Origin of the sequence: Citrobacter sp. Cpo065, assembly GCF_030332805.1 — a bacterium.
GTDB classification, from domain to species: Bacteria; Pseudomonadota; Gammaproteobacteria; order Enterobacterales; family Enterobacteriaceae; genus Citrobacter; species Citrobacter portucalensis.
In genome coordinates, this window is sequence record NZ_JAOWHC010000031.1 from 197,606 (window position 1) to 224,605 (window position 27,000).

32 protein-coding genes are annotated in these 27,000 nt (G+C 52.4%); 16 read left to right on the top strand and 16 right to left on the bottom strand.

What is annotated here, in order from left to right; genetic code table 11:
* Positions 1 to 58 precede the first annotated feature (58 nt).
* The 11 genes from npr to OGY68_RS12065 all read right to left on the bottom strand — a co-directional run bounded on the left by npr (position 59) and on the right by OGY68_RS12065 (position 7,978).
* The gene (gene npr, locus OGY68_RS12015; protein ID WP_003828770.1) at positions 59 to 331 is read right to left on the bottom strand and encodes a PTS phosphocarrier protein NPr; all 273 of its coding nucleotides are present in this window, start codon (positions 329 to 331) and stop codon (positions 59 to 61) included.
* Positions 328 to 1,182 carry an RNase adapter RapZ gene (rapZ, locus tag OGY68_RS12020; RefSeq protein WP_003025085.1) on the bottom strand — a complete coding sequence of 285 codons (855 nt, stop codon included), beginning with the start codon at positions 1,180 to 1,182 and terminating at the stop codon, positions 328 to 330. Before rapZ ends, npr begins: the two co-directional genes overlap by 4 nt.
* A 45-nt stretch (positions 1,183 to 1,227) precedes the next feature.
* Entirely contained in the window at positions 1,228 to 1,719 is a 492-nt protein-coding gene (gene ptsN, locus OGY68_RS12025; RefSeq protein WP_003025083.1) for a PTS IIA-like nitrogen regulatory protein PtsN, read from the bottom strand.
* A gap of 83 nt (positions 1,720 to 1,802) precedes the next feature.
* Positions 1,803 to 2,090: a ribosome hibernation promoting factor gene (gene hpf, locus OGY68_RS12030; protein WP_003025078.1), complete on the bottom strand. Its 288-nt coding sequence runs from the start codon at positions 2,088 to 2,090 to the stop codon at positions 1,803 to 1,805.
* 22 nt (positions 2,091 to 2,112) lie between these two features.
* Positions 2,113 to 3,546, bottom strand: coding sequence for an RNA polymerase factor sigma-54 (rpoN, locus tag OGY68_RS12035; protein WP_008785934.1), 1,434 nt, complete (start codon positions 3,544 to 3,546; stop codon positions 2,113 to 2,115).
* A gap of 46 nt (positions 3,547 to 3,592) precedes the next feature.
* Positions 3,593 to 4,318 (bottom strand): LPS export ABC transporter ATP-binding protein, encoded by a 726-nt coding sequence (gene lptB, locus OGY68_RS12040; protein ID WP_003828761.1) that lies wholly within the window; start codon positions 4,316 to 4,318, stop codon positions 3,593 to 3,595.
* Between the two features lie 6 nt (positions 4,319 to 4,324).
* Complete coding sequence (lptA, locus tag OGY68_RS12045) at positions 4,325 to 4,873, bottom strand: lipopolysaccharide ABC transporter substrate-binding protein LptA (protein WP_003828759.1); 549 nt, start codon at positions 4,871 to 4,873, stop codon at positions 4,325 to 4,327.
* On the bottom strand, positions 4,842 to 5,417 hold the full coding sequence (gene lptC / locus OGY68_RS12050) for an LPS export ABC transporter periplasmic protein LptC (RefSeq protein ID WP_008785932.1): 576 nt from the start codon (positions 5,415 to 5,417) through the stop codon (positions 4,842 to 4,844). The genes lptA and lptC overlap by 32 nt, the downstream gene beginning before the upstream one ends.
* Positions 5,414 to 5,980 carry a 3-deoxy-manno-octulosonate-8-phosphatase KdsC gene (gene kdsC / locus OGY68_RS12055; protein ID WP_057067622.1) on the bottom strand — a complete coding sequence of 189 codons (567 nt, stop codon included), beginning with the start codon at positions 5,978 to 5,980 and terminating at the stop codon, positions 5,414 to 5,416. The genes lptC and kdsC overlap by 4 nt, the downstream gene beginning before the upstream one ends.
* Positions 5,981 to 6,000: 20 nt before the next feature.
* On the bottom strand, positions 6,001 to 6,987 hold the full coding sequence (gene kdsD, locus OGY68_RS12060) for an arabinose-5-phosphate isomerase KdsD (protein ID WP_003025063.1): 987 nt from the start codon (positions 6,985 to 6,987) through the stop codon (positions 6,001 to 6,003).
* Positions 6,988 to 7,000: 13 nt separating this feature from the next.
* On the bottom strand, positions 7,001 to 7,978 hold the full coding sequence (locus OGY68_RS12065) for a calcium/sodium antiporter (RefSeq protein WP_003828751.1): 978 nt from the start codon (positions 7,976 to 7,978) through the stop codon (positions 7,001 to 7,003).
* Between the two features lie 215 nt (positions 7,979 to 8,193).
* Between OGY68_RS12065 and mlaF the strand changes: the two genes are divergently transcribed.
* From mlaF to murA, 7 genes are all read left to right on the top strand, one after another.
* The gene (gene mlaF / locus OGY68_RS12070; protein WP_003828749.1) at positions 8,194 to 9,006 is read left to right on the top strand and encodes a phospholipid ABC transporter ATP-binding protein MlaF; all 813 of its coding nucleotides are present in this window, start codon (positions 8,194 to 8,196) and stop codon (positions 9,004 to 9,006) included.
* A gap of 7 nt (positions 9,007 to 9,013) precedes the next feature.
* Positions 9,014 to 9,796, top strand: a complete 783-nt coding sequence (mlaE, locus tag OGY68_RS12075) for a lipid asymmetry maintenance ABC transporter permease subunit MlaE (protein ID WP_003025053.1) — start codon at positions 9,014 to 9,016, stop codon at positions 9,794 to 9,796.
* Positions 9,797 to 9,800: 4 nt separating this feature from the next.
* Positions 9,801 to 10,358, top strand: coding sequence for an outer membrane lipid asymmetry maintenance protein MlaD (gene mlaD / locus OGY68_RS12080; protein WP_003828747.1), 558 nt, complete (start codon positions 9,801 to 9,803; stop codon positions 10,356 to 10,358).
* Between the two features lie 18 nt (positions 10,359 to 10,376).
* Positions 10,377 to 11,012, top strand: a complete 636-nt coding sequence (mlaC, locus tag OGY68_RS12085; protein ID WP_008785928.1) for a phospholipid-binding protein MlaC — start codon at positions 10,377 to 10,379, stop codon at positions 11,010 to 11,012.
* Positions 11,012 to 11,305, top strand: coding sequence for a lipid asymmetry maintenance protein MlaB (gene mlaB, locus OGY68_RS12090; protein WP_003025045.1), 294 nt, complete (start codon positions 11,012 to 11,014; stop codon positions 11,303 to 11,305). The genes mlaC and mlaB overlap by 1 nt, the downstream gene beginning before the upstream one ends.
* A 169-nt stretch (positions 11,306 to 11,474) precedes the next feature.
* Positions 11,475 to 11,729: a BolA family iron metabolism protein IbaG gene (gene ibaG / locus OGY68_RS12095; RefSeq protein WP_003025040.1), complete on the top strand. Its 255-nt coding sequence runs from the start codon at positions 11,475 to 11,477 to the stop codon at positions 11,727 to 11,729.
* A 53-nt stretch (positions 11,730 to 11,782) separates the two neighbouring features.
* Positions 11,783 to 13,042: a UDP-N-acetylglucosamine 1-carboxyvinyltransferase gene (murA, locus tag OGY68_RS12100; protein WP_003839949.1), complete on the top strand. Its 1,260-nt coding sequence runs from the start codon at positions 11,783 to 11,785 to the stop codon at positions 13,040 to 13,042.
* A gap of 56 nt (positions 13,043 to 13,098) precedes the next feature.
* Here the strand turns inward: murA and sfsB are convergent, their stop codons facing one another.
* Entirely contained in the window at positions 13,099 to 13,383 is a 285-nt protein-coding gene (gene sfsB / locus OGY68_RS12105; RefSeq protein ID WP_003025035.1) for a DNA-binding transcriptional regulator SfsB, read from the bottom strand.
* Positions 13,384 to 13,603: 220 nt separating this feature from the next.
* Positions 13,604 to 14,575, bottom strand: coding sequence for an octaprenyl diphosphate synthase (ispB, locus tag OGY68_RS12110; RefSeq protein WP_003839953.1), 972 nt, complete (start codon positions 14,573 to 14,575; stop codon positions 13,604 to 13,606).
* A gap of 258 nt (positions 14,576 to 14,833) precedes the next feature.
* Between ispB and rplU the strand changes: the two genes are divergently transcribed.
* From rplU to cgtA, 4 genes are all read left to right on the top strand, one after another.
* Entirely contained in the window at positions 14,834 to 15,145 is a 312-nt protein-coding gene (gene rplU / locus OGY68_RS12115) for a 50S ribosomal protein L21 (RefSeq protein ID WP_003025032.1), read from the top strand.
* 19 nt (positions 15,146 to 15,164) lie between these two features.
* On the top strand, positions 15,165 to 15,422 hold the full coding sequence (gene rpmA, locus OGY68_RS12120) for a 50S ribosomal protein L27 (protein ID WP_003025030.1): 258 nt from the start codon (positions 15,165 to 15,167) through the stop codon (positions 15,420 to 15,422).
* A 127-nt stretch (positions 15,423 to 15,549) separates the two neighbouring features.
* Positions 15,550 to 16,515, top strand: a complete 966-nt coding sequence (locus tag OGY68_RS12125; RefSeq protein ID WP_008785922.1) for a DMT family transporter — start codon at positions 15,550 to 15,552, stop codon at positions 16,513 to 16,515.
* Positions 16,516 to 16,530: 15 nt separating this feature from the next.
* On the top strand, positions 16,531 to 17,703 hold the full coding sequence (gene cgtA / locus OGY68_RS12130) for an Obg family GTPase CgtA (RefSeq protein ID WP_057067623.1): 1,173 nt from the start codon (positions 16,531 to 16,533) through the stop codon (positions 17,701 to 17,703).
* 105 nt (positions 17,704 to 17,808) lie between these two features.
* Here the strand turns inward: cgtA and dacB are convergent, their stop codons facing one another.
* Positions 17,809 to 19,242, bottom strand: coding sequence for a serine-type D-Ala-D-Ala carboxypeptidase (gene dacB, locus OGY68_RS12135; protein WP_057067624.1), 1,434 nt, complete (start codon positions 19,240 to 19,242; stop codon positions 17,809 to 17,811).
* Between the two features lie 248 nt (positions 19,243 to 19,490).
* On the opposite strand from dacB, the gene greA reads away from it, so the two are divergent.
* Entirely contained in the window at positions 19,491 to 19,967 is a 477-nt protein-coding gene (gene greA, locus OGY68_RS12140; protein ID WP_003025019.1) for a transcription elongation factor GreA, read from the top strand.
* Between the two features lie 153 nt (positions 19,968 to 20,120).
* On the opposite strand, the gene yhbY is transcribed toward greA, so the two are convergent.
* Positions 20,121 to 20,414, bottom strand: a complete 294-nt coding sequence (gene yhbY, locus OGY68_RS12145; RefSeq protein WP_003025016.1) for a ribosome assembly RNA-binding protein YhbY — start codon at positions 20,412 to 20,414, stop codon at positions 20,121 to 20,123.
* A 125-nt stretch (positions 20,415 to 20,539) separates the two neighbouring features.
* Here yhbY and rlmE point away from each other — a divergent pair, with 125 nt between their 5' ends.
* From rlmE to glmM, 4 genes are all read left to right on the top strand, one after another.
* Complete coding sequence (gene rlmE, locus OGY68_RS12150; RefSeq protein ID WP_003025015.1) at positions 20,540 to 21,169, top strand: 23S rRNA (uridine(2552)-2'-O)-methyltransferase RlmE; 630 nt, start codon at positions 20,540 to 20,542, stop codon at positions 21,167 to 21,169.
* 99 nt (positions 21,170 to 21,268) lie between these two features.
* Entirely contained in the window at positions 21,269 to 23,203 is a 1,935-nt protein-coding gene (gene ftsH / locus OGY68_RS12155; protein WP_003025013.1) for an ATP-dependent zinc metalloprotease FtsH, read from the top strand.
* A gap of 98 nt (positions 23,204 to 23,301) precedes the next feature.
* On the top strand, positions 23,302 to 24,150 hold the full coding sequence (folP, locus tag OGY68_RS12160) for a dihydropteroate synthase (RefSeq protein ID WP_057067625.1): 849 nt from the start codon (positions 23,302 to 23,304) through the stop codon (positions 24,148 to 24,150).
* A complete protein-coding gene (gene glmM, locus OGY68_RS12165; RefSeq protein ID WP_008785919.1) occupies positions 24,143 to 25,480 on the top strand; it encodes a phosphoglucosamine mutase in 1,338 nt (445 codons plus the stop codon). The genes folP and glmM overlap by 8 nt, the downstream gene beginning before the upstream one ends.
* Positions 25,481 to 25,524: 44 nt before the next feature.
* Here glmM and dcuC read toward each other — a convergent pair whose 3' ends face one another.
* Complete coding sequence (dcuC, locus tag OGY68_RS12170) at positions 25,525 to 26,991, bottom strand: C4-dicarboxylate transporter DcuC (protein ID WP_003025006.1); 1,467 nt, start codon at positions 26,989 to 26,991, stop codon at positions 25,525 to 25,527.
* Between the last annotated feature and the right edge of the window lie 9 nt (positions 26,992 to 27,000).

A 27,000-nucleotide genomic window follows, 5' to 3' on the forward strand; every position in this document is an offset into this window, starting at 1 on the left:
TTGCCGGATGCGGCGTAAACGCCTTATCCGGCCTACTGGCTACGTTCTGTGTACTCGATTAATCTTCATCAAACCCTGAATTAAACAGGGCAATCACTGCGGCCAGGGCTTCTACTTCCTGTGGTCCCGTGGCTTCGACTTCTATCTGACGCCCTTTGGCTGAATCCAGCATCAGCAGAGCGATAACGCTGTTGGCCTCGGCTTCCGTTCCTTCATCATTGCGCAGCAAAACTTCTGCTTCGAAACCCTGCATCAATTCAAACAGTTTCATCGCTGGGCGGGCATGCATGCCCAGCTTATTGGTGATTTCAACGGTTTGCTTCACGGTCATGATTTACGTTTTTCCAGCGTACGATGGCGTGACTGCACGTTTTTACCGCGTGAGCGGAAGTAGTCTGCCAGCTGCTCTGCAATATACACCGAACGGTGTTTCCCGCCGGTACAGCCGATGGCTACGGTAAGGTAGCTACGGTTGTTGGTCTCCAGCATGGGTAACCATAGCTCAAGATAGCTGCGAGTCTGGTAGATAAAATTGTGTACTTCTGTGTGCCTGTCGAGGAATGCGGCGACGGGGCGGTCAAGACCGGTCATTGGGCGCAGCTTCGGATCCCAGTGTGGGTTAGGCAGAAAGCGCACGTCAAAGACGTAATCCGCATCAATCGGGATACCGTGTTTGAAACCAAAGGATTCGAATACCATCGTCAATTCACGTTCACGTTTACCCAGCAGTCGGGTACGTAACATTTCCGCCAGTTCGTGTACGGACATTTCGGAGGTATCAACGATCAGGTCAGCGCGAGAGCGCAGTGGCTCCAGCAAATCGCTTTCCTTATCGATAGCGCTTTCCAGAGACAAGTTCTTGCTGGAGAGCGGGTGTAAACGGCGCGTGTCGCTGTAGCGACGAATCAGCGTGTTACGGTCTGCATCAAGGAACAGCAGCTGTGGTGAGAAACCCTCAGGCAGATTATTCATTGCCTGCTCAAAAATTTCCGGGGACTCAGGCATGTTGCGCACATCAATGCTGACGGCCGCAGAAATCTGGCGATCGGCCAGTGTACGAGCCAGATCGGGCAACAGCACTACGGGAAGGTTATCCACGCAGTAAAAACCCATATCTTCCAGCGCACGCAGGGCGACAGATTTACCTGACCCTGAACGGCCGCTGACGATCATCAGTACCATGTACTGTTTCTCCTCACAACGACAAAAAAGGATGCCATTGGGTTGTTATGCTTCATCCTGTCCACCTTCGGTGTCCGTGATGATTTGATACAACTCCTGGTCACTCTGCGCGGCGCGCAGACGACGACAGATGGTTTTATCTGCCAGACGTTTTGCGACCAGTGACAACGTATGCAAATGCGTCTTGGTTTGGTCTGCCGGGACCAGCAGGGCGAAAAGCAGATCGACAGGTTGATTATCAATGGCGTCGAAGGCGATGGGTGTTTCGAGTTGAACAAACACACCAACCGCGCGCATCGTGTCTTCTTCCAGCTTTCCGTGCGGGATAGCAATACCATTACCGATGCCGGTACTGCCCATTTTTTCACGCGTCAGAATGGCTTCAAATACCACCTGAGAAGGCAAGCTAAGCTGTTTTGCCGCAAGTTCGCTGATGATTTCCAGTGCGCGTTTTTTGCTTTGGCAGTGAACGCCTGCGCGTGTACATTCCTGGTTAAGAACAGTGCTCAGTTGTAGAGTCGTATCGTTATTTGTCATAATTTCACCTAAGCGCTAACTGTACAAATGGCCCGTTGTGCTACACAACAGGCCGTCCTGCACCCGCTAACTGCCCGGACAAGTTAGTGCTGTTTCAGTTTATCTTTATGTTTTGTTAACTGCCGAGCCAGTTTATCAATTAAACCGTCAATGGCGGCGTACATATCCTGACCTTCCGCGCTGGCATGAATTTCGCCACCGTTCACATGCAGTGTTGCATCCGAGATATGTGTAACCTTCTCCACTTTCAACACAATATAGACCTGATTAATCCGGTCGAAATATTGTTCGAGCTTGGCAAATTTTGTATTCACAAAATCGCGCAGGGCTTCGGTGATTTCGACGTTGTTTCCAGTGATGTTGAGCTGCATAGTGTCTTCCTTATCGGTTGGGTCACACCAGCTGTTTGCGCTGGTTAGACGGCGGAATGGATAAAGACTCTCGGTACTTCGCAACGGTGCGGCGTGCCACCATGATACCCTGTTCTGACAGCATAGAGGTTAACTTGCTGTCACTCAGCGGTTTCGCGGGGTTTTCCGCAGCAATTAATTTCTTCACCAGCGCACGGATAGCTGTGGATGAGGCTTCACCTCCGCCTTCAGTGTTAACGTGACTGGAAAAGAAATACTTCAATTCAAAAATGCCGCGCGGACTGTGCAGATACTTTTGCGTGGTCACACGGGAAATGGTCGATTCGTGCATCTCGACGGCCTGGGCGATATCCGCCAGCACCATCGGTTTCATATACTCTTCGCCTTGCTCAAAGAAAGCTTGCTGCTGCTCAACGATGCAGCGGCTGACGCGCAGCAACGTATCATTGCGGCTTTCCAGGCTTTTAATCAGCCACTTCGCATCTTGCAGATTGCTACGAATAAACTGGCTGTCGGCATCGTTGCGCGCGCTATTGCACATCGCGGCGTAGTGCTGGTTAATCTGTAAGCGCGGAATGCTGTCGCCGTTGAGTTCGACCACCCAGCGATCGTTATGCTTACGCACCAGCACATCCGGAATAACGTACTCCGGCTCGCCGGTCTGGATCGATTGTCCAGGTCTTGGATCCAGCGACTGAATAAGATTGACGGCTTCTTTCAGCACGTCTTCTTTCAGCCGGGTCACGCGCATCAGGGTGCGGAAGTCATGGTTGGCTAACAGATCGAGGTGATCGCTGATGATCAGACGCGCTTCTTCCAGCCACGGCGTGGCTTTATCAAACTGCGAAAGTTGGATCAGTAAGCAGTCACGGAGATCTTTGGCGGCCACGCCAACGGGATCAAAGCGCTGAACGCGTTTAAGCACGGCTTCGATTTCGTCCATACCGACGTCGTCATCGCCCATGCTTTCGAGAATATCGTCCAGGGTCACGGTGAGATAACCGGTTTCGTCTACCGCATCCACAATGGATGTCGCAATGGCGCGATCGGTATCCGAGAACGGGGTCAGTTCCACTTGCCACATCAGGTAATCCTGTAGTGATTGCGTGGTCTCACCCTGATACACAGGCAGTTCGTCGTCGATGTAATCCCCGCTGGTGCCCGAAGGCGTCCCGGCGGTGTATATTTCATCCCAACTGGCGTCAAGCGGTAACTCCTCAGGCATCTCTTTTTGTTCGAGTGCATCTGCGGTGTCGAGGGTTTCGCTGTCCTGTTTTTCCTGGGTATCAATTTCGTCGTGAAGATCGGTTTGCTCTAGCAGTGGGTTACTTTCCAGCGCTTGCTGAAGTTCTTGCTGAAGTTCCAGCGTGGACAGCTGCAACAGACGGATAGCCTGTTGTAGCTGAGGCGTCATCGCCAGTTGTTGGCTAAGCCTGAGTTGCAAACCTTGCTTCATGTTCAGAGTTGTTTTCTCCTGCAGTGACGTGAAGTCTTCTACCCTATCAGAGTCTGAAGTCTTCCCCAAGGTATACGCGCTTAACGTGCTCATCCTGCAGTATTTCTGTTGGCGTGCCGTGCGCGATCAGGTGCCCCTGACTTACGATATAGGCGCGCTCACACACTGCCAGCGTTTCGCGGACGTTATGGTCGGTAATCAGCACGCCAAGGCCGCTGTCGCGCAGGTGTTCGATGATCCGTTTAATATCAATAACAGAAATCGGGTCAACACCGGCAAACGGTTCATCCAGCAGGATAAATTTCGGATTAGCGGCCAGTGCGCGAGCGATCTCCACGCGGCGTCGTTCACCACCGGAGAGCGACTGACCTAAGCTGTCACGCAGGTGCTCGATGTGGAATTCTTCCATCAGCTCGTTGGCGCGATCTTCCCGCTGCTCGCTGGTCAGATCGTCACGAATTTGCAGCACCGCCATCAGGTTATCAAACACGCTCAGGCGACGGAAAATAGACGCTTCCTGCGGTAAGTAGCCGATGCCGCGACGCGCGCGCGCATGCAGAGGCAGCAGACTGATGTCTTCGTCATCAATGATAATGTTGCCCGCATCGCGCGGGACAATTCCGACTACCATGTAAAAGGTTGTTGTCTTGCCTGCACCGTTAGGACCGAGCAGACCGACGATCTCCCCGGAGTTGACGGTCAGACTGACATCTTCAACCACACGACGGCCTTTATAGGCTTTTGCAAGGTTCTTTGCAGTTAATGTTGCCATAACGAATCAGTTACCTTTTTTCTCTGCCGGAGCCTTGTTTTTGTCCTGCAACTGCGATGGAACCAGAACGGTGGTGACGCGTTTGCCTTTATCGCTGAAGGCCTGCATTTTCTGCTCTTTTACCAGATAAGTGATCTTATCGCCCGTGATGTTGCTATCGAGCTGTTCCAGATACGCCTTGCCGGTGAGAACGACAAAGTCTTTCGCCAGTTCATAGTGCATCTGAGAGGCGTGGCCTTTAACCGGTTTACCGTTGTCCTGCATCTGGTAAAACGTCGCTGGATTGCCATAGCCATCAATCACTTCTTTGCCGTCTTCACCGCCAGGGCGGGTCACGACGACTTTATCGGCGTTAATTTTGATGGTGCCCTGAGTCACAATCACGTTGCCAGTAAACGTCACCACGTTGCCCTGCATATCCAGGGACTGCTGGTCCGATTCAATGTGAATCGGCTGCTCGGTATCGCCGGTGACGGCAAATGCCGGAATGCTGGCGGCCAGAAGTGAGCTGGCAAGTACAAGATTAAGGCTGAGTTTGTTTGTTTTGGATTTCATATGAGGTTCTAACCTTTTCAATCAGCTCGGCGTTCTTGCTGCGTAAGTTGCCGCGCATCTTCAGTCCGCTGGAGTTAAATGTTGTGCCATACAACGTCACCAGATCATCGGAAGTGACGTCTTGTGTCACCAGGTTAATCTGCGCGTTATCGGTCGTAATTCTGCGTAGTTGAGAGTCAGGCACCAGGGCGTTAACCTCAACATGGCCGTACAGATACAGCATCCGATCGTTGGTCAATTTGGCTTTGTCGGCCTTGATCGTCCAGGTCGGTACTTTATCCTTATCAAACGTGGTTAATACTGGTTGAGTAAACCACGAAACCGCTTGTTCCGAATAATATTCAACGTGTTGTGCGATCAAGTGATAGCTCAGCGCGCCTTCCGGACTATACACGACGGTATCAGTATGTTCGCTCTTATAGGTTGGCTCGTTGTTATTGACGACGACCTGAGTGGTGTCATCTTTGTCTGCCAGATTAATACCAATCATCACAAGGACAGCCAGCGACAGTAGAATGATAACCCAACGTCTGGTTTTGCTCATATCGATTGCCCTTTGGCCTCGTCCAGTTTGCCCTGCGCCAGGAGTAATAAATCGCAGACTTCACGCACAGCGCCACGTCCCCCATCAATGTGGGTGACATAATCAGCTCGCGGGATCAGCAAAGGGTGGGCATCTGCCACCGCGACGCTTAATCCCACTTTAGCCATCACCGGCCAGTCGATCAGGTCATCGCCAACGTAGGCGACATTCTCCGGCGCGATCGCCAGTTTGCTAATGAGATCGCCAAAGGCAACCAGTTTGTCTGACTGTCCCTGATACAGGTGGGTGATCCCCAAAGTGGCACAGCGATCTTCTACAAGTTTAGCCTTTCGTCCGGTAATAATGGCAACCTCAATACCGGAAGTGAGCGCACAGCGAATTCCGTAACCATCACGGACGTTAAAAGCCTTCAGCTCTTCACCGTTGTTGCCCATATAAATCAGACCATCAGACAGTACGCCATCCACATCCAGGATCAGCAAACGGATGTTTTCTGCCCGGGTGATAACGTCTGCGCTGACGGGTCCATAACAGGTCGCAAGCGACGCACCTGCTTTACTCATTTTCGTTATCCTTGAGTTTCTTACACTACACCTGCACGCAGCAGATCATGCATATGTAACACACCGAGTAATTGGTCGCCATCAGCAACCATTACCGAGGTGATATGGCGGGACTGCATTAAGTTCAGGGCATCGACGGCAAGAATACCCGGACGCACGCGAATGCCTCCAGGGGTCATCACATCGGCAATGCCTAACTGGCGTACATCAACGCCCATATCGAAGACACGACGTAAATCGCCATCGGTGAAAATACCGTCAATCTTCATGGCATCATCGCAAATGACGGTCATGCCGAGATTTTTACGCGTGATCTCAATTAAGGCGTCACGCAGGCTGGCGTTTTTGGTCACATGCGGGATCTCGTCGCCCGTATGCATAATATCGTTAACGCGCAGTAAAAGCTTACGGCCCAGTGCGCCACCGGGATGAGACAACGCAAAATCTTCCGCGGTAAAGCCGCGCGCTTTTAATAATGCCACCGCTAGGGCATCGCCCATCACCAGTGTTGCTGTCGTACTGCTGGTCGGCGCCAGGCCTAACGGACAAGCTTCCTTGGGCACTTTAACACACAGATGCACATCTGCCGCACGCGCCATACTGCTTTCAGGACGACCGGTCATGCAGATAAGCGGTACATGAAGACGTTTTAATACCGGGATCAGCGCCGCTATCTCATTGGATTCACCGGAGTTAGAGATGGCGATGACCACATCCTGCGGCGAGACCATACCCAGATCGCCATGTGCGGCTTCGCCTGGGTGTACAAAAAATGAGGGGGTGCCGGTGCTGGCAAATGTGGCTGCCATTTTCCGCCCAATATGGCCGGATTTCCCCATTCCCATCACCACCACTTTGCCCGGGCAGCTGAATATTTTCTCGCATGCGAGGGTAAAATTTTGGTTGATGTACTGATCAAGCTCCGCCAGGCCTTCACGTTCAATTGCCAGGACTTCCTTGCCTGCTTGCTGAAAGTCAAAACCCGGTTGCAACTCTAAGTGCGACATAATGCGTTTCCAGTTATCCAACGAGAAGTGGCGATAACCAATACAGCATCGCCAGCCATATGATAAAACCGCCGGTCAGCAGCGCACCTGCGCCGCGACCAATCTGGCGCGGACGTCGCCAGCAGAGTAGTGCAAAAATCACGCTCACCAGCAGCATGACGCTATAGTCACGGGTGAAGGCCATCGGATTGACTTCACCCGGCGTAATCAGCGCCGGTAGCCCGAGGACGATAACGATATTAAAAATGTTTGCGCCGATAATGTTACCGACGGCAATATCGTTTTCACCTTTACGCAGACCCGCAATCGCTGTTGCCAGCTCAGGCAGGCTGGTACCAATGGCGACCACTGTCAGCCCGATAGTAAGTTCGCTCATGGCGAAATAGTTCGCCAGTACGGTAGCGTTATCCACCACCATACGTGTTGCCATTGGCATGATAATCAGCGCAATGCCCAACCACAAAAATGCGACCGGTAATCCGCCTTCGCGCGGCAGCTCAGCTATCTGCTCACGTGTCAGGCTGTCATTGCCTTGTCGCTCGGCCAGACGGGCGATTTTAACAATGAATAGCAGCCATAGCACGGCCAGAAGCAGAAGAAAGAAACCGTCGCTGCGGCTTAACTGCCCGTCATACAGGACGGATGCAGCTAAAATACTTACCAGCAACATTAGCGGTAATTCACGACGCAGAACATCAGAATGCACGGTAAAAGGATGAATCAGCGCCGACAGGCCTAAAATAAGCAGAATGTTGGTGATGTTAGAACCTATAGCGGTCCCGACAGCCAGATCGAGTTGCCCATTCATCGATGCGGCAACGGAGACAATTATCTCGGGTAACGACGTACCCATGCTGACCACGGTCATTCCGATGATAATGGGAGGAATACCGAAGTTTCGACATAAAATGGATGCAGCAAATACCAGACGGTCGGCACCGTAGACCACCAGAAGTAAACCAATTATTAACAGCGCCGTCGCTAAAAGCATCTAAAGTCCTTTCTTCAGGTATACTCGCCGGTCCACTTGAAGGATCTTCTGGAAGCCGTAACGAAGTCTTAATTTTGACTTTATGCGGCTAAAAAGTAAAACAAATGCCAGCTTTCGCTAACCAGGACAGGCAATAATCTGTAAATATGTTGAGTTCATGGCTAAATTGAGCGCCAAACTCTTCGATCAACGAGGCAATAGTAAAGGATGAATCAATGGGGCAGTCTGTGGCGAATCTAGTCGATATGCGCGATGTCAGCTTTTCCCGGGGTGACCGCTGCATCTTTGATAATATTTCCCTGACGGTACCGCGCGGTAAGGTGACGGCGATCATGGGGCCATCAGGCATCGGCAAAACGACGCTGTTGCGTCTGATTGGCGGACAGATCCCCCCGGATAAGGGCGAGATCCTGTTTGACGGTGAGAACGTCCCGGCCATGTCCCGTTCGCGTTTATTTACCGTGCGTAAGCGCATGAGTATGCTGTTTCAGTCTGGTGCGCTATTTACCGACATGAATGTGTTTGACAACGTCGCGTACCCTCTGCGCGAGCATACGACGTTGCCAGCGCCGTTGCTGAAGAGCACGGTGATGATGAAGCTCGAGGCCGTCGGCCTGCGGGGTGCGGCCAAATTAATGCCTTCTGAATTATCCGGTGGGATGGCGCGTCGCGCCGCGTTAGCACGTGCTATCGCGCTGGAGCCAGACCTCATCATGTTTGATGAGCCGTTCGTCGGCCAGGATCCCATCACCATGGGCGTTCTGGTGAAGCTGATTTCAGAACTGAACAGCGCGCTGGGCGTCACCTGTGTGGTGGTATCCCATGATGTGCCTGAGGTACTGAGTATTGCGGATTACGCCTATATAATGGCGGACAAAAAAATAGTGGCCTACGGTAGTGCTCAGGCACTACAAGAAAATGCCGATCCGCGCGTACGCCAGTTCCTTGACGGCATTGCCGATGGACCGGTTCCGTTCCGTTACCCGGCGGGCGACTACCACATCGATTTACTCAAAACAGGGAGTTAAGCCACCCATGTTGTTAAATGCGCTGGCATCACTCGGACATCGGGGAATAAAAACCCTCAGGACGTTCGGGCGAGCCGGATTAATGTTGTTCAATGCGGTTGTCGGCAAGCCGGAGTTTCGCAAACATGCGCCGCTGCTGATCCGCCAGCTCTATAATGTCGGTGTCTTATCGATGCTGATCATTATTGTTTCTGGCGTGTTCATCGGTATGGTGCTGGGGTTGCAGGGATACCTGGTGCTGACCACCTACAGCGCGGAAACCAGCCTCGGTATGCTGGTGGCACTGTCATTGTTACGTGAGTTGGGACCGGTTGTTGCGGCGCTGCTGTTTGCCGGGCGGGCCGGGTCGGCCTTAACCGCAGAAATTGGCCTGATGCGGGCGACCGAACAGCTTTCCAGTCTGGAGATGATGGCCGTCGATCCACTGCGCCGGGTGATTTCCCCACGTTTTTGGGCTGGCGTCATTTCATTGCCGCTGCTGACGATTATTTTTGTCGCAGTGGGTATCTGGGGTGGTTCACTGGTTGGCGTAAGCTGGAAGGGTATTGATGCAGGCTTCTTCTGGTCGGCTATGCAAAATGCCGTCGACTGGCGTCTGGACCTGGTTAACTGTCTGATTAAGAGCGTGGTGTTCGCCATTACGGTCACCTGGATTGCATTGTTCAATGGTTATGATGCGATCCCGACCTCTGCCGGGATTAGCCGGGCAACGACACGCACCGTTGTGCACGCCTCTCTTGCCGTTCTGGGGCTGGATTTTGTGCTGACCGCACTGATGTTTGGGAATTGAGTTCATGCAAACGAAAAAAAATGAAATTTGGGTCGGGTTATTCCTGCTGGTTGCGCTGCTGGCAGCGCTGTTTGTTTGCCTGAAGGCGGCGAACGTTACCTCAATGCGTACTGAGCCGACTTACACGATTTATGCGACCTTTGATAATATCGGCGGCCTGAGAGAGCGTTCTCCGGTGCGGATTGGCGGGGTGGTAGTTGGACGCGTATCGGACATCTCGTTAGATCCGAAAACGTACCTGCCGCGCGTGACGCTGGAAATCGAATCGCGTTTTAACCATATTCCTGACACCAGTTCTCTGAGCATCCGTACTTCCGGTCTGCTGGGCGAACAGTATCTGGCATTGAATGTGGGTTTTGAAGATCCTGAGCTGGGAACGTCTATCCTCAAAGATGGCGGTACGATTCAGGACACGAAATCCGCGATGGTGCTGGAAGATATGATTGGTCAGTTCCTTTACAACAGCAACAGTAAAGGTGATGACAATAAGAATTCTGGCGATGCGCCAGCCGCAACTGACGGCAATAATGAAGCCACTACGCCTGCGGGCGCAACGAAATAATCTCAGGAGAATCGACGTATGTTTAAACGATTGATGATGGTGGCTATGCTGGTGATTGCCCCGCTTAGCGCAGCAACTGCAGCCGACCAAACGAACCCGTACAAACAGATGAATGAGGCGGCGCAGAAGACATTTGACCGTCTGAAGAATGAACAACCTAAAATCCGCGCAAACCCGGATTACCTGCGCCAGGTTGTCGATCAGGAACTGTTGCCATACGTGCAGGTTAAATATGCGGGTGCGCTGGTACTGGGTCGCTACTACAAAGATGCGACCCCTGCTCAGCGTGAAGCCTATTTTGCCGCATTTCGTGAATATCTGAAGCAGGCCTACGGCCAGGCTCTGGCGATGTACCATGGCCAGACTTATGAAATTGCACCAGAGCAACCGCTGGGTGATGCGACCATCGTGCCTATCCGCGTAACCATCATCGATCCAAACGGTCGTCCTCCGGTACGTTTGGATTTCCAGTGGCGTAAAAACTCCCAGACCGGTAACTGGCAGGCTTATGACATGATTGCTGAAGGCGTAAGTATGATCACCACCAAACAAAATGAGTGGAGCGACCTGCTGCGTACCAAAGGTATTGATGGCCTGACGGCGCAGCTGAAATCTATTGCTCAGCAGAAAATCACGCTGGAAGAGAAAAAATAATGACGCAGTCACTCACCTGGACGCGTGAAGGCGACAAGCTGGTGCTGGTGGGGGAGCTGGATCAGGACGTGTTAAACCCATTATGGGATGCGCGAATTGAGGCGATGAAAGGGGTATCCTGCATCGACCTGAACCAGGTATCCCGGGTAGATACCGGCGGTCTGGCGTTACTGTTGCATCTGATTAATCAGGGCAAGCAGCAGGGAAACAGCGTTTCACTCACTGGTGTTAACGATAAAGTGTACACGCTGGCGCAGCTTTACAATCTGCCTGACGACGTCCTTCCGCGTTAATTTTTCCAGGCCGGATAAGGTCTTGTGCCGCTATCCGGCAAAACCCCTGAGGGGGATCTGCCACTAAAGCCTTGTCTGATTTATCAGCGAGGCTTTTTGCTTATTTATGACAGCGCCACTTTGCTCTAAGATGTTGGGCTGTTTTCACTATCTGACGAATGAAGAGCCCATGGAAAATAATGAAATTCAGAGCGTGCTGATGAATGCACTCTCCCTCCAGGAAGTCCACGTTTCTGGCGACGGCAGTCACTTTCAGGTTATTGCCGTGGGTGAGATGTTTGAAGGCATGAGCCGGGTCAAGAAGCAGCAATCGGTCTATGGCCCGTTGATGGAGTACATTGCGGACAACCGCATTCATGCCGTGTCGATTAAGGCGTTTACCCCAGCGGAATGGGCGCGCGATCGCAAACTTAACGGTTTTTGAGCTACGGGTGATGTGCCGGTAGCGAAGATAAATTCTTAACAGAGAACAGAATAATGGATAAATTTCGTGTTCAGGGGCCAACTAAGCTCCAGGGCGAAGTCACAATTTCAGGCGCTAAAAACGCCGCACTGCCGATCCTGTTTGCGGCGCTGCTGGCTGAAGAACCTGTAGAGATCCAAAACGTCCCGAAACTGAAGGACGTTGACACATCAATGAAGCTGCTGAGCCAGCTGGGTGCGAAAGTTGAGCGTAATGGTTCTGTGCACATCGATGCGCGTGATGTGAACGTCTTCTGTGCGCCGTACGATTTGGTGAAAACCATGCGTGCATCCATTTGGGCGCTCGGGCCGCTGGTTGCCCGCTTTGGTCAGGGCCAGGTTTCACTGCCGGGTGGCTGTACCATTGGCGCGCGTCCGGTTGACCTGCACATTACCGGTCTGGAGCAGTTAGGCGCGACAATTAAGCTGGAAGAAGGCTATGTGAAGGCGTCCGTTGATGGCCGTCTGAAAGGCGCGCATATCGTCATGGACAAAGTGAGCGTCGGCGCGACGGTCACCATCATGTGCGCAGCAACGCTTGCCGAAGGCACCACCATCATCGAAAACGCTGCGCGCGAGCCGGAGATTGTGGATACCGCGAACTTCCTGATTGCGCTGGGCGCGAAGATCACGGGTCAGGGCACCGATCGTATTACCATCGAAGGCGTTGAGCGTCTTGGCGGTGGTGTTTATCGCGTTCTGCCAGATCGTATCGAAACCGGTACTTTCCTGGTGGCGGCGGCAATTTCTCGCGGCAAAATTATCTGCCGTAATGCACAGCCGGACACGCTGGATGCCGTTCTGGCGAAGCTGCGTGATGCGGGTGCGGATATTGAAGTGGGTGATGATTGGATCAGCCTTGATATGCACGGTAAACGTCCGAAAGCGGTCAATGTGCGTACTGCACCGCATCCGGCGTTCCCTACCGACATGCAGGCCCAGTTCACGTTGCTGAACCTGGTAGCTGAAGGGACCGGCTTCATCACGGAAACCGTGTTTGAGAACCGCTTTATGCACGTTCCTGAGCTGAGCCGTATGGGCGCTCACGCAGAAATCGAAAGCAATACCGTGATTTGCCACGGCGTGGAAACGCTCTCTGGCGCACAGGTTATGGCGACCGATCTGCGCGCATCTGCAAGCCTGGTGCTGGCAGGGTGTATTGCTGAAGGTACTACGGTAGTCGACCGTATTTATCACATCGATCGCGGCTATGAGCGCATCGAAGATAAACTGCGTGCGCTGGGCGCAAACATTGAGCGCGTGAAAGGCGAGTAATCGTCAACGTCTCTTGTAACCCCCAGTTCAGTTGGCCGGGGGTTACAGCTCAATGTTCATTCCGGATTCTTTTTCTCTCTGCGACTCCTCATCATCCGCGTTCTGTCGATGAACTCATGCGTTTTGGCATCGTGATAGCGTGACGGCCAAATCACCCAGGGGTCAGTTCCCAGTGCCCGGGCGATAATCAACTCACCTTTTGGCCATGGTCTCGTTAACGCATTGGCCAGCGTTGATGAACTCAATCCATTTTTACGTGATTCAGCGGCCATTGAGGTCCCTTTCTTGCGCAGTCCGGCGATGATGTCGGCCGGATGCCAGTCAATCAGCTTGCTTTCCATCAATTCATCTCTCCTTTGGTTAACGGCTTACGGTTTCACGATCGGTTGTGCCGACACTATAACGCCCGAAGAATGAATGTTCTAAAATGTTCATGTAAAGTGTGTGTATATTCAGAATATGCCAAGGTTATGCGTGATTATCTGGAAGGGGTAAATGCTTACAGGAACTTATAAGAAAATCCCGTGCAAGGCACGGGATGAGGGAGGATGCTGTAGGGAATTAACGATCGCGCTGTACGGCAATATGTGCCAGACCAATCAGCGCTTCTCTCCACGGTGTATCGGGCAGCACCTGCAGCGCAGCGATGGCTTTATCAGCCTCTTCTTCTGCCCGCTGACGGGTCCATTCCAGAGAACCACAGGCGTTCATCGCTTCCAGAACCGGTTCCAGAAGGTGACGACCATTACCTTGCTCAATGGCCTGGCGGATCATTAGCGCTTGTTCTGGGGTGCCGTGGCGCATGGCATGCAGCAGTGGTAGCGTTGGTTTACCCTCGTTGAGGTCATCACCGACGTTTTTACCCAGCTGCTCGCCATCTGCGCTGTAATCCAGCAAATCGTCAATTAACTGGAAAGCGGTACCGAGATAACGGCCATAATCCTGCAACCCTTTTTCTTGTTCTTCGCTACAGCCAGCCAGAATACCTGAACATTGGGCTGCCGCTTCAAACAAACGCGCGGTCTTACTGTAGATGACGCGCATATAGTTTTCTTCGGTGATGTCCGGGTCGTTGACGTTCATCAACTGCAAGACTTCACCTTCGGCAATGACGTTGACTGCTTTCGACATGACTTCCAGCACTTTCAACGAGCCAAGGCTGGTCATCATCTGAAATGCACGGGTATAGATAAAATCGCCAACCAGCACGCTGGCCGCATTACCAAACGCCGCATTTGCCGTAGCTTTCCCACGGCGCATGTCTGACTCATCCACAACATCGTCGTGCAGCAGGGTCGCTGTGTGGATAAACTCGATGAGGGCCGCAATCGTAACGTGCGCATTTTCCTGGTAGCCAACGGCCCGCGCTGCGAGGACGGCGATCATTGGGCGAATGCGTTTTCCGCCGCCGCTAACGATGTAGTACCCCAGTTGATTAATCAACTGAACGTCGGAATTGAGCTGTTCAAGGATTGTCGCATTGACCCCCGCCATATCTTGCGCGGTTAACTCATTGATTTTTTCTAAATTCATCGCAAAAGCCGGGCTTCTCGCCCCGATTACCTTACTGTGTGGGAAGGTAACGTCGGGTTTAGGGTTATAAATATATGCTGATTGTACTGAAAAAACGCCGTAGATAAACGTTACCGTACGTGTTGTGTTTTTTTTCTTCATGTATTGACGGTAGCACTTGTCAAAGGCTCGCGTTTTGCGTAATATTCGCGCCCTATTGTGAATATTTATAGCGCACTCTGAATCATCAAAAAGGTGTGCGCGGAAGCGGAGTTTTTTATGTACGCGGTTTTCCAAAGTGGTGGTAAACAACACCGAGTAAGCGAAGGTCAGACCGTTCGCCTGGAAAAGCTGGACATCGCAACTGGCGAATCTGTTGAATTCGCAGAAGTTCTGATGATCGCAAACGGTGAAGAAGTCAAAATCGGCGTTCCTTTCGTTGATGGCGGCGTTATCAAAGCTGAAGTCGTTGCTCACGGTCGTGGCGAGAAAGTTAAAATTGTTAAGTTTCGTCGTCGTAAACACTACCGTAAGCAGCAGGGCCATCGTCAGTGGTTCACTGATGTGAAAATCACTGGCATCAGCGCTTAAGTTAAGGGGAGCAGATTAAATGGCACATAAAAAGGCTGGCGGCTCGACTCGTAACGGTCGCGATTCAGAAGCTAAACGTCTGGGCGTAAAACGCTTCGGCGGTGAAACAGTTCTGGCTGGTAGCATCATCGTTCGTCAACGTGGTACTAAATTCCACGCTGGCTCTAACGTTGGTTGCGGCAAAGACCACACTCTGTTTGCTAAAGCAGACGGTAAAGTGAAATTTGAAGTGAAAGGCCCGAAAAACCGTAAATTCATCAGCATCGTTGCTGAATAAGTTTTTCGCGTCCCGGTAACGGATAAAAGCCCCGCAACACGTTGCGGGGCTTTTTACATTCGACGGCCGGTAAATACGCTCGTCGCGCCGTGACAACCCGGAAACGAGCCCTTGCAGGGAATACGGCATGAAGCAGCAGGCAGGCATTGGTATTCTGTTAGCACTCACAACGGCAGTATGTTGGGGCGCTTTGCCAATAGCAATGAAGCAAGTGCTGGAGGTGATGGAGCCTCCTACCGTGGTGTTCTACCGTTTTTTAATGGCAAGCGTTGGTCTTGGCGCTATTCTTGCGGTTAAAAAAAAGCTCCCTCCGTTGCGTATTTTTCGCAAAGCGCGTTGGCTGGTGTTGCTGGCTATCGCAACCGGTGGGCTGTTCGGTAACTTCATTCTGTTTAGTTCATCCTTGCAGTATTTGAGCCCAACGGCTTCGCAGGTTATCGGTCAGCTGTCACCGGTTGGTATGATGATCGCCAGCGTCTTTATCCTGAAAGAAAAGATGCGCGGCACGCAGGTGATTGGCGCCATTATGCTTCTGAGCGGCCTGGTCCTGTTTTTTAATACCAGTCTGATCGAAATTTTTACCCGACTCACCGATTACACCTGGGGCGTTATCTTTGGTGTCGGTGCGGCGATGGTCTGGGTGAGCTATGGGGTCGCGCAAAAGGTGTTATTGCGCCGCCTGGCATCACCGCAGATCCTGTTTTTACTGTACACTTTATGTACGATCGCGTTGTTGCCGCTGGCTAAACCCGGTGTCATCACGCAGCTCAGCGACTGGCAACTGGCATGCCTGATATTCTGCGGCCTGAATACGCTGGTAGGATATGGCGCTCTCGCGGAAGCGATGGCGCGTTGGCAGGCGGCGCAGGTGAGCGCTCTTATCACGCTCACACCGCTGTTTACGTTGTTATTTTCAGATTTATTATCACTGGCCTGGCCCGATTTCTTCGCCAGACCGATGCTAAACCTATTAGGTTATCTCGGTGCGTTTATCGTGGTTGCGGGCGCGATGTATTCCGCCATTGGTCATCGAATTTGGGGCGGTTTACGTAAGCATGAAACGGTGGTTTCGCAACCCCGCTCAGGCGAATGATTTACGGAGAGTAAAATGAAGTTTGTTGATGAAGCATCGATTCTGGTCGTTGCAGGTGATGGCGGTAATGGTTGCGTCAGCTTCCGCCGCGAAAAGTACATCCCAAAAGGCGGTCCGGACGGTGGTGATGGTGGTGACGGTGGTGACGTTTGGCTGGAAGCCGACGAAAACCTGAACACACTGATCGATTACCGTTTTGAAAAATCATTCCGTGCGGAACGTGGTCAGAATGGCGCGAGCCGTGATTGCACCGGTAAGCGTGGCAAAGACGTTACCATTAAAGTACCTGTTGGTACGCGTGTTATCGATCAGGGCACGGGCGAAACCATGGGCGACATGACCAAACACGGTCAGCGTCTGATGGTCGCTAAAGGTGGCTGGCACGGTCTGGGCAACACCCGTTTCAAATCCTCGGTTAACCGTACTCCGCGTCAGAAAACAATGGGTACGCCGGGTGATAAGCGCGATTTGATGCTGGAGCTGATGCTGCTGGCGGACGTGGGTATGCTGGGCATGCCAAACGCCGGGAAATCGACGTTTATCCGTGCGGTGTCCGCGGCGAAGCCGAAAGTCGCTGATTATCCGTTTACCACCCTGGTGCCGAGCCTGGGCGTGGTGCGTATGGACAACGAAAAGAGCTTCGTGGTTGCCGACATTCCGGGACTGATTGAAGGCGCGGCTGAAGGCGCAGGCCTGGGCATCCGCTTCCTGAAACACCTGGAACGTTGCCGTGTACTGCTTCACCTCATCGATATCGATCCGATTGATGGCTCTGATCCAGTTGAAAACGCCCGTATCATTATTGGCGAACTGGAAAAATACAGTCAGGATTTGGCATCTAAACCGCGCTGGTTAGTGTTCAACAAAATTGATTTGATGGACAAGGCTGAAGCGGAAGAGAAAGCGAAAGCGATCGCCGAAGAGTTGGGTTGGGAAGGTAAATATTACCTGATCTCTGCCGCCAGCCAGCTGGGCGTGAAAGATCTCTGCTGGGATGTGATGACCTTTATCATCGAGAACCCGATTGTTCAGGCTGAAGAAGCGAAACAGCCAGAGAAAGTTGAGTTCATGTGGGATGATTATCACCGCCAGCAGCTCGCTGAAGTCGAAGACGAAGCGGAAGATGACTGGGATGACGATTGGGACGAAGACGACGAAGAAGGCGTTGAGTTCATCTACAAGCGTTAATCGCATTAAAAACCCCGGCCATGTTGCCGGGGTTTTTGTTTCCAGGTCTCACTGTAGGCCGGATAAGGCACGTTAATGCCGCCATCCGGCAATCAAATTACCCATTTAGTTGTTCTGATAAATATCCTTGTACAACCGGCTCTCGAAGCGCACCAACGGAATACGGCGATTACGCTGGTCAGCTGGCTCTACCGCATAACCAGATAAATACTGCACGAATGCCATGCGTTGGCCGCTTACCGTGGTGATGAAACCTGCGAGGTTATAAACCCCCTGCAGCGAGCCTGTCTTCGCCGATACTTTGCCATCCACACCAGCCTGATGCAGACCCGCACGGTATTGCAGAGAGCCGTCGTGGCCCGCCAGCGGCAGCATAGTGATAAAGTTCAGCTCGTTATCGTGTTGAGCGATATATTGCAGCACCTGCATCATGGTCGCTGGGGCAATCAGGTTATGGCGGGAGAGGCCAGAACCGTCGGCAATAATAGTGTTGCCGATATCGACGCCTGCCTGCTGACGCAAAATCTGGCGCACGGCGTCAGAACCCGCCCGCCAGGTGCCCGGCACGTTAAATCGGGCATGACCAATCATACGGAAAACGGTATCGGCAATCATGTTGTCCGATTTTTTCAGCATAATCTTAAGCAGGTCGTGCAGCGGTGCCGACTGCTTACTGGCGACCACCGTTCCTGGTTCGTTGACCAACGTCTGGCGCAGCAGTGTACCGCTGTAGGTGATACCTGCTTGTTTTAGCTCATCTTTGATAATTGCCCCGGCATAGCTGGCACCGTCCTGAATGGCGAACGCCAGCGGCAGCGGATCGGCACGTTGTGGCAGGCATCCAGTCAGCGTATAGCGGTTGAGATCACCGGGAACCACATCCAGTTCACAATATTGCGCTTCCGCAGAACCTCGGGCGAGAGTTCGCACCTGACTGAACATGGTGACCGGGTAATAAGATGCCACGCGAATAAAGGCGAGATCGTTGGGTTTTTGCGCGCTGTAGAGTGAAACCGAGAAACAGTTTCTATCGACAATAGCCGCTGCGGGCGGTGCGCTAAAACACTGCGTCATGTCGTTCCAGGGCCAGCCGGGCGCTTTATCATGACTGGCAAAAATAGAGGTGTCGATCAGGACATTTCCGGCAATTTGCGTCACACCTGATTTTTTCAGGGTTGCCACCATATTGCGAATATCCTGGCGTTTTAGCGTCGGATCGGCACCAAATCGTGCCACTAAGTCACCTTTCAATACGCCGCCTTCCACGCTGCCTTTGGTCTCGAGCGTGGTGGTAAAACGAAAGTCAGGCCCGAGCTGAATCAATGCCGCCAGCGCGGTGATTACTTTCTGGGTACTGGCGGGCAGCGCCATCTGCTGGCTATGAAAATCAATAGCGGGTGCAGGTGCGCCAACCTTCTGTACCATAAGGGCGAGGTTGGCCCCGGCAGGGAGCTGATTGATATACTCGTCGACGTTCGCAGCCTGAACGCTGAACGCTATACTGGCAGTCAATCCGATGGTAAATCTGGAAAATCGCATAATCTCGCGCTAACAACCTGGAAACAGGCCGTCATACTACGGCGCAACGCCCCAAAAAGTAAACGATGACCCATAAGGAACTCCAGGGTAAAATGATCATCAAATAGAGAATTGTAGCTGACCTGGGACCTTGAGCCCCGGGTCGGTATTTTTTTGCTTCTGACTCTGGCATGACACACGCCAGGGTGGGCTTAGCAGCCGGGGTGAGAGCAACTACCCCCTACAGGAATGTTCAAGAGGTATAACAAATGCAAGCTATCCCGATGACCTTACGTGGTGCTGAAAAACTGCGCGAAGAGCTGGATTTTCTGAAATCTGTGCGCCGTCCTGAAATTATTGCCGCTATCGCTGAAGCGCGTGAGCACGGTGACCTGAAAGAGAACGCGGAGTATCACGCGGCGCGCGAACAGCAGGGTTTCTGCGAAGGACGCATTAAAGATATCGAAGCTAAACTGTCCAACGCGCAGGTAATCGACGTTACTAAAATGCCGAACAATGGCCGCGTTGTTTTCGGTGCGACGGTTACCGTTCTGAATCTCGATAACGATGAAGAGCAGACCTGGCGTATTGTCGGCGATGATGAAGCCGATTTTAAACAGAACCTGATTTCAGTGAACTCGCCTATCGCTCGTGGCCTGATCGGTAAAGAGCAGGATGACGTCGTAGTTATCAAAACGCCGGGCGGCGAAGTGGAATATGAAGTGACGAAGGTAGAATACCTGTAATTCGCATCTTGGTTAAGATGTTGATACATTGTAAAGAAAGGAAAAAGGCCGCATAGCGGCCTTTTATCAACGAAGAGAGCGTGGCATTTTGCTCTCCTGCTAGCGGAAAACCCCGCGTTTTACACAAACTTCGTGTGCAACTTTGGGATATTCTTAGCGTGGCAGCGAGATTTTACGTTCTTTAGTCGGGCGATACAGTACCAGCGTTTTGCCGATGACCTGTACATTGCAGGCGCCGGTTTCGCGTACGATAGCTTCCACGATCAAGGTTTTAGTATCGCGATCTTCCGAGGCGATTTTCACCTTGATAAGTTCATGGTGCTCTAACGCTTGTTCAATCTCGGCCAGTACCCCTTCGGTCAAACCATTATTGCCAAGCATAACTACAGGCTTGAGCGGATGTGCCAGACCTTTCAGGTGCTGTTTTTGTTTAGTACTCAGATTCATCGTATATTTTTGCTTACGTTGGGATTGAAAACGGGTCATTCTACCGCCATCTCCCATATATCACCAAATAGCTGTGTAGAAATTTACACCATTGGTTACGATGAACTGCCCTTTGGGAATGTGAAATGACAGGTAAAAAGCGTTCTGCCAGCTCGAGTCGCTGGCTTCAGGAACACTTTAGCGATAAATATGTTCAACAGGCGCAGAAAAAGGGGTTACGTTCCCGTGCCTGGTTTAAACTTGATGAAATACAGCAAAGTGACAAAATTTTTAAACCAGGGATGACGATAGTTGATCTCGGTGCTGCACCCGGTGGCTGGTCGCAATATGCAGTTACGCAGATCGGTAACACCGGCCGCATTATCGCTTGCGATCTTTTACCTATGGATCCAATCGTTGGTGTGGACTTCCTTCAGGGCGACTTTCGTGATGAATTAGTCCTGAAAGCGTTACTTGAACGCGTAGGTGACAGTAAAGTACAAGTTGTCATGTCTGATATGGCGCCAAATATGTGTGGAACACCGGCGGTGGATATTCCCCGGGCCATGTATCTGGTAGAGCTGGCGCTTGGAATGGCTCGTGATGTATTAGCGCCAGGTGGTAGTTTTGTAGTGAAGGTGTTCCAGGGCGAAGGCTTCGATGAGTATCTAAGAGAAATTCGCTCCCTGTTTACGAAGGTCAAAGTTCGTAAGCCGGACTCTTCTCGCGCCCGTTCGCGTGAAGTGTATATTGTAGCGACCGGGCGTAAACCATAACCGGCAGATTTCAAACGAAAGTTTGAAAGAAACTGGATATAGAGTATCCTGACGCTGTTTTTAACACAGTTGTAATATGAGGTTAATCCCTTGAGTGACATGGCGAAAAACCTAATTCTCTGGCTGGTCATTGCCGTTGTGCTGATGTCAGTATTCCAGAGCTTTGGGCCCAGCGAGTCTAATGGCCGTAAGGTTGATTACTCTACCTTCCTGCAAGAGGTCAATCAGGACCAGGTTCGTGAAGCGAAGATCAACGGACGTGAGATTAACGTTACCAAGAAAGATAGTAACCGTTACACGACCTACATCCCGGTTAACGATCCGAAGCTGCTTGATAACCTGCTGACCAAAAACGTCAAGGTTGTTGGCGAACCACCTGAAGAGCCGAGCCTGCTGGCTTCTATCTTCATTTCCTGGTTCCCAATGCTGCTGCTGATTGGTGTCTGGATCTTCTTCATGCGTCAGATGCAGGGCGGTGGTGGCAAAGGTGCCATGTCGTTCGGCAAGAGCAAAGCGCGCATGCTAACGGAAGATCAGATCAAAACGACTTTTGCTGACGTTGCGGGTTGTGACGAAGCAAAAGAAGAAGTCGCTGAGCTGGTTGAGTATCTGCGCGAACCGAGCCGTTTCCAGAAACTGGGCGGTAAAATCCCGAAAGGCGTCCTGATGGTTGGTCCTCCGGGTACGGGTAAAACCCTGCTGGCGAAAGCTATCGCAGGTGAAGCGAAGGTTCCATTCTTCACAATTTCCGGTTCTGATTTCGTGGAAATGTTCGTGGGTGTCGGTGCATCTCGTGTGCGTGACATGTTCGAACAAGCCAAGAAAGCGGCACCGTGCATCATCTTCATCGATGAAATCGACGCCGTAGGTCGCCAGCGTGGCGCAGGTCTGGGCGGTGGTCACGATGAACGTGAACAGACGCTGAACCAGATGCTGGTTGAGATGGACGGCTTCGAAGGTAACGAAGGTATTATCGTTATCGCAGCAACTAACCGTCCGGACGTTCTTGACCCTGCGCTGCTGCGTCCAGGCCGTTTCGACCGTCAGGTTGTGGTTGGTCTGCCAGACGTTCGCGGTCGTGAACAGATCCTGAAAGTGCATATGCGTCGCGTACCGCTGTCTCCGGATATCGATGCGGCAATCATTGCACGTGGCACGCCTGGCTTCTCCGGTGCGGACCTCGCGAACCTGGTGAACGAAGCGGCGCTGTTTGCTGCTCGTGGCAACAAGCGCGTAGTGTCGATGGTTGAGTTCGAAAAAGCGAAAGACAAAATCATGATGGGTGCGGAACGTCGCTCCATGGTGATGACGGAAGCGCAGAAAGAATCTACCGCGTATCACGAAGCTGGCCACGCGATTATCGGTCGCCTGGTACCGGAACACGATCCGGTGCACAAAGTAACGATTATCCCGCGCGGTCGTGCGCTGGGTGTGACCTTCTTCCTGCCTGAAGGCGACGCAATCAGCGCCAGCCGTCAGAAACTGGAAAGTCAGATCTCCACACTGTACGGTGGCCGTCTGGCGGAAGAGATCATCTACGGTGCTGAACATGTTTCTACCGGTGCGTCGAACGACATTAAAGTCGCGACTAACCTGGCGCGTAACATGGTTACTCAGTGGGGCTTCTCCGATAAACTCGGTCCGTTGCTGTACGCTGAAGAAGAAGGCGAAGTGTTCCTGGGACGTTCTGTGGCGAAAGCGAAACACATGTCCGATGAAACCGCTCGCATTATCGATCAGGAAGTTAAGCTGCTGATTGAGCGTAACTATGACCGTGCTCGTCGTTTGCTGAACGAAAACATGGACATTCTGCACTCGATGAAAGATGCGCTCATGAAATATGAGACCATCGATGCGCCGCAGATTGACGATCTAATGGCTCGCCGCGACGTGCGTCCGCCAGCGGGTTGGGAAGAACCGGGTTCTTCTAACAACAACTCTGGCAGCACCGGCAAGCCGAGTGCACCGCGTCCGGTTGATGAACCGCGTGCGCCGGACTCTGGCACTATGTCAGAGCAACTGGGCGACAAATAAGTTATCGTTGATGATGACCGTGTTTTAATTGAAAACCCTGGGGCTTGCTCCGGGGTTTTTCTTATCTGCATATTCAAGATTTTACCAGGGATAAAACTATGAAACTCTTTGCTCAGGGTTCTTCACTGGATCTCAGCCATCCGCACGTCATGGGGATTTTGAACGTCACGCCAGACTCATTTTCCGATGGTGGAGCGCACAACTCTCTGGTTGAGGCGGTAAAACACGCAAACCTGATGATTAACGCCGGGGCGACTATCATTGATGTGGGCGGTGAGTCCACGCGTCCGGGCGCGGCTGATGTGAGCGTGGAAGAAGAGTTGCAGCGAGTGATCCCAGTGGTCGAGGCGATTGCTCAGCGTTTTGAAGTGTGGATTTCGGTCGATACCTCAAAACCCGAAGTGATTCGCGAATGCGCCAGAGTTGGCGCGCATATCATCAATGATATTCGCTCACTCTCGGAGCCTGGAGCGCTGGAAGCCGCAGCGGAGACCGGATTACCGGTTTGCCTGATGCATATGCAGGGGCAGCCGAAAACCATGCAGGAAGCGCCAAAGTATGAGGATGTTTTTGCTGAGGTAAACCATTACTTTATTGAGCAAATAGCACGTTGCGAGCGGGCTGGAATCACAAAAGATAAATTGTTGCTCGACCCCGGATTCGGATTCGGTAAAAATCTCACTCACAACTACACATTACTGGCACGTTTGTCTGAGTTTCATCATTTTAATCTGCCATTGCTGGTTGGGATGTCACGAAAATCAATGGTTGGCCAGTTACTGAATGTGGGGCCATCTGAACGCCTGAGCGGTAGCCTTGCGTGCGCGGTGATTGCCGCAATGCAGGGGGCGCAGATCGTTCGTGTCCATGACGTCAAAGAAACCGTAGAAGCGATGCGTGTGGTGGAAGCCACATTGTCTGCAAAGGAAAAAAAACGCTATGAGTAATCGTAAATATTTTGGCACTGATGGGATCCGCGGTCGCGTAGGCGATGCCCCAATTACTCCTGACTTTGTGCTCAAGCTGGGCTGGGCTGCAGGGAAAGTGCTTGCTCGTCATGGTTCACGTAAAATTATTATCGGTAAAGATACGCGTATTTCCGGCTATATGCTGGAGTCTGCGCTGGAAGCGGGCCTGGCTGCCGCCGGACTCTCAGCCTCATTCACAGGGCCAATGCCAACACCCGCCGTTGCGTATCTGACGCGCGCCTTCCGTGCTGAGGCCGGGATTGTTATCTCCGCTTCGCACAACCCGTACTATGACAACGGGATTAAATTCTTCTCTACCGACGGGACTAAACTGCCGGATGCAGTGGAAGAAGCCATTGAAGCCGAGATGGAAAAAGCGATCACCTGCGTGGATTCCGCTGAACTGGGTAAAGCCACGCGTATCGTTGATGCTGCCGGTCGCTATATCGAGTTTTGCAAAGGCACCTTCCCGAACGAACTGAGCCTGAATGAACTTAAAATAGTGGTGGATTGCGCTAACGGTGCGACGTACCACATTGCGCCAAATGTACTGCGTGAACTGGGTGCAAACGTGATTGCCATTGGCTGTGAGCCAAACGGTGTGAATATCAATGAAGAAGTCGGCGCCACCGACGTCCGTGCTCTGCAGGCGCGCGTGATTGCGGAAAAAGCCGATCTGGGTATTGCGCTGGATGGCGATGGCGACCGTGTCATTATGGTTGACCACGAAGGTAATAAGGTCGATGGCGATCAGATCATGTACATCATCGCCCGTGAAGCCCTGCGTCAGGGTCAGCTGCGCGGTGGCGCGGTAGGTACGCTGATGAGCAACATGGGCCTCGAGCTGGCGCTGAAACAGCTGGGTATTCCGTTTGCCCGTGCAAAAGTTGGCGACCGCTATGTGCTGGAAAAAATGCAGGAAAAAGGCTGGCGTATCGGTGCCGAAAACTCAGGTCATGTGATCCTGCTGGACAAAACCACCACTGGTGACGGTATCGTGGCGGGTCTGCAGGTGCTGGCGGCGATGGTACGCAACCATATGAGCTTGCACGACCTGTGCAGCGGCATGAAAATGTTCCCACAGCTGCTGGTTAACGTACGATACACAGCAGGTAGCGGCGATCCACTGGAACATGAAAACGTGAAAGCGGTGATGGCGGAAGTGGAAGCGGCGCTGGGTAACCGTGGACGCGTCCTGCTGCGTAAGTCTGGTACCGAACCGTTAATTCGTGTGATGGTTGAAGGTGAAGACGAAGCGCAGGTGACTGAATTCGCCCACCGTATTGCCGATGCTGTGAAAGCGGCGTAATTCCGAAGAAAGTGAAAGCCGGAGTCTGAGACTCCGGCTTTTTTTTACTGTACAGCAAGCGGCTGTTTACGTCGGCGCTGCCAGAAGTAACCACCGACCATCAGTAGCACAAGGACTGCCAGCCACGGCAGAACCGCCAGCAGATGCCCAGACCGGGCAAAGGTTAACGCAATCATCAGTAGCCAACCGCCCAGCATCGGAATCGCGGTACGCTTAACAATATCCACAGGCGAGACACCTGCAATCCCTGCGATAGCAATGATTACGCCGGCGATGGGCGATAGCGTACGACCAATACCCGCCGAGATCTGGATAGGCAACATCATGACAGCGATATCGCTACCGATATGACGGCTGATGTCCGGCACCATGGGTGCGAAGGAGAAAAATGCCGCATTCCCGGAGCCCATCAGCGCTGAAATTGCGAAGGTGATCAGGGTCATCAGCAGGATAATAGAGGCGGCGCTGAGGCCAAATTCACCGGAAAGTGACAACAGTGCGTCAACGGCACCAATGGCTTTCAGTCCGGCGGAAAAGACTTCACCGGCGATAATCAGCGTCACGACGGTGGCAAAAACGCTGCCCATGCTGTCGAAAACCTTTTGTACGCCAGCCATCACCTCGCGCGCCTTGCGATGACGGCAGTACTCACAAACCAGCGTAATAGCGAGGCTTATCAGTACGGCGGTATCCAGCGTGATCTTGAGAGAGCTGAATACTAAATCGCTGCACACCAGCATCAATACCAGCGGCAGCATGGGCAGAAACAGCCAGGCGATAGGTGCGTCGGCTTCATCAGTCGCCGTTAATGTCTGCATTTGCTGAGCTGCATTGTCGCCACTTTCCCGACGGTCAAAAAAGCGTTGCACAACAATATGCAGCAGGGCGATGAAAAGAATGACGGGCACAACGATCGGCAACTGATCCTGCACGAAATAGTTCACGACCTCGATGCCTGCGGTTTTGGCGGCGAGAACAGAGTTGCCGGAGCCGGGGCCAAACTCAACCGCACAGGTACTGGCGATAACGGCGGCAACCGCGGCGCGGCTACAGCCAAGACGGGTTAGCAGCGGGTAAAGCGTCGCCATCAGCAGCAGACCCAATCCGGTGGCGCTGCTGATAAACAGCGACAGGAATTGACCCAATAGCAGTGCCAGCCCCAGCAGCAGATATGGCGAGTTCAGCCGTTGCAAAGGACGAGACGTCACCCGAACCAGTACCTGGCTTGCGCCAATGGCTGACATGTAGGTGGCAAAACCACCAATCAGCATAATTTGCAGTCCGAGGCCGCCGAGACGCACGCTCAGGGTATCGCGAATAAACTCAAAGGCGTCAAAGGGGCCAAATCCGGTGCTCTTTTTCACCAGGCCACTGAGTGAGGTCATTCCGCTAAAATGCGCGATAAGCAACAGCACAATCCCGGTCAATAACAGTACCGACTGGGGGTGATATTTTTTGAGGATCAGACGTCCGGCAAAAATGATGGCGATTAGCGCCAGTAGCAATGACATTCTTGCCCC

Bases quoted from the DNA above. Each gene is read 5' to 3' on its own strand.
- rapZ (WP_003025085.1), bottom strand. From the start codon at position 1,182: ATGGTACTGATGATCGTCAGCGGCCGTTCAGGGTCAGGTAAATCTGTC.
- npr (WP_003828770.1), bottom strand. From the start codon at position 331: ATGACCGTGAAGCAAACCGTTGAAATCACCAATAAGCTGGGCATGCAT.
- mlaE (WP_003025053.1), top strand. From the start codon at position 9,014: ATGTTGTTAAATGCGCTGGCATCACTCGGACATCGGGGAATAAAAACC.
- ftsH (WP_003025013.1), top strand. From the start codon at position 21,269: ATGGCGAAAAACCTAATTCTCTGGCTGGTCATTGCCGTTGTGCTGATG.
- greA (WP_003025019.1), top strand. From the start codon at position 19,491: ATGCAAGCTATCCCGATGACCTTACGTGGTGCTGAAAAACTGCGCGAA.
- rplU (WP_003025032.1), top strand. From the start codon at position 14,834: ATGTACGCGGTTTTCCAAAGTGGTGGTAAACAACACCGAGTAAGCGAA.
- hpf (WP_003025078.1), bottom strand. From the start codon at position 2,090: ATGCAGCTCAACATCACTGGAAACAACGTCGAAATCACCGAAGCCCTG.
- lptA (WP_003828759.1), bottom strand. From the start codon at position 4,873: ATGAAATCCAAAACAAACAAACTCAGCCTTAATCTTGTACTTGCCAGC.
- folP (WP_057067625.1), top strand. From the start codon at position 23,302: ATGAAACTCTTTGCTCAGGGTTCTTCACTGGATCTCAGCCATCCGCAC.
- rpmA (WP_003025030.1), top strand. From the start codon at position 15,165: ATGGCACATAAAAAGGCTGGCGGCTCGACTCGTAACGGTCGCGATTCA.
- OGY68_RS12065 (WP_003828751.1), bottom strand. From the start codon at position 7,978: ATGCTTTTAGCGACGGCGCTGTTAATAATTGGTTTACTTCTGGTGGTC.
- mlaC (WP_008785928.1), top strand. From the start codon at position 10,377: ATGTTTAAACGATTGATGATGGTGGCTATGCTGGTGATTGCCCCGCTT.
- lptB (WP_003828761.1), bottom strand. From the start codon at position 4,318: ATGGCAACATTAACTGCAAAGAACCTTGCAAAAGCCTATAAAGGCCGT.
- OGY68_RS12125 (WP_008785922.1), top strand. From the start codon at position 15,550: ATGAAGCAGCAGGCAGGCATTGGTATTCTGTTAGCACTCACAACGGCA.
- ispB (WP_003839953.1), bottom strand. From the start codon at position 14,575: ATGAATTTAGAAAAAATCAATGAGTTAACCGCGCAAGATATGGCGGGG.
- mlaF (WP_003828749.1), top strand. From the start codon at position 8,194: ATGGGGCAGTCTGTGGCGAATCTAGTCGATATGCGCGATGTCAGCTTT.
- ptsN (WP_003025083.1), bottom strand. From the start codon at position 1,719: ATGACAAATAACGATACGACTCTACAACTGAGCACTGTTCTTAACCAG.
- rlmE (WP_003025015.1), top strand. From the start codon at position 20,540: ATGACAGGTAAAAAGCGTTCTGCCAGCTCGAGTCGCTGGCTTCAGGAA.
- ibaG (WP_003025040.1), top strand. From the start codon at position 11,475: ATGGAAAATAATGAAATTCAGAGCGTGCTGATGAATGCACTCTCCCTC.
- yhbY (WP_003025016.1), bottom strand. From the start codon at position 20,414: ATGAATCTGAGTACTAAACAAAAACAGCACCTGAAAGGTCTGGCACAT.
- kdsC (WP_057067622.1), bottom strand. From the start codon at position 5,980: ATGAGTAAAGCAGGTGCGTCGCTTGCGACCTGTTATGGACCCGTCAGC.
- mlaD (WP_003828747.1), top strand. From the start codon at position 9,801: ATGCAAACGAAAAAAAATGAAATTTGGGTCGGGTTATTCCTGCTGGTT.
- mlaB (WP_003025045.1), top strand. From the start codon at position 11,012: ATGACGCAGTCACTCACCTGGACGCGTGAAGGCGACAAGCTGGTGCTG.
- rpoN (WP_008785934.1), bottom strand. From the start codon at position 3,546: ATGAAGCAAGGTTTGCAACTCAGGCTTAGCCAACAACTGGCGATGACG.
- cgtA (WP_057067623.1), top strand. From the start codon at position 16,531: ATGAAGTTTGTTGATGAAGCATCGATTCTGGTCGTTGCAGGTGATGGC.
- glmM (WP_008785919.1), top strand. From the start codon at position 24,143: ATGAGTAATCGTAAATATTTTGGCACTGATGGGATCCGCGGTCGCGTA.
- dacB (WP_057067624.1), bottom strand. From the start codon at position 19,242: ATGCGATTTTCCAGATTTACCATCGGATTGACTGCCAGTATAGCGTTC.
- dcuC (WP_003025006.1), bottom strand. From the start codon at position 26,991: ATGTCATTGCTACTGGCGCTAATCGCCATCATTTTTGCCGGACGTCTG.
- lptC (WP_008785932.1), bottom strand. From the start codon at position 5,417: ATGAGCAAAACCAGACGTTGGGTTATCATTCTACTGTCGCTGGCTGTC.
- kdsD (WP_003025063.1), bottom strand. From the start codon at position 6,987: ATGTCGCACTTAGAGTTGCAACCGGGTTTTGACTTTCAGCAAGCAGGC.
- murA (WP_003839949.1), top strand. From the start codon at position 11,783: ATGGATAAATTTCGTGTTCAGGGGCCAACTAAGCTCCAGGGCGAAGTC.
- sfsB (WP_003025035.1), bottom strand. From the start codon at position 13,383: ATGGAAAGCAAGCTGATTGACTGGCATCCGGCCGACATCATCGCCGGA.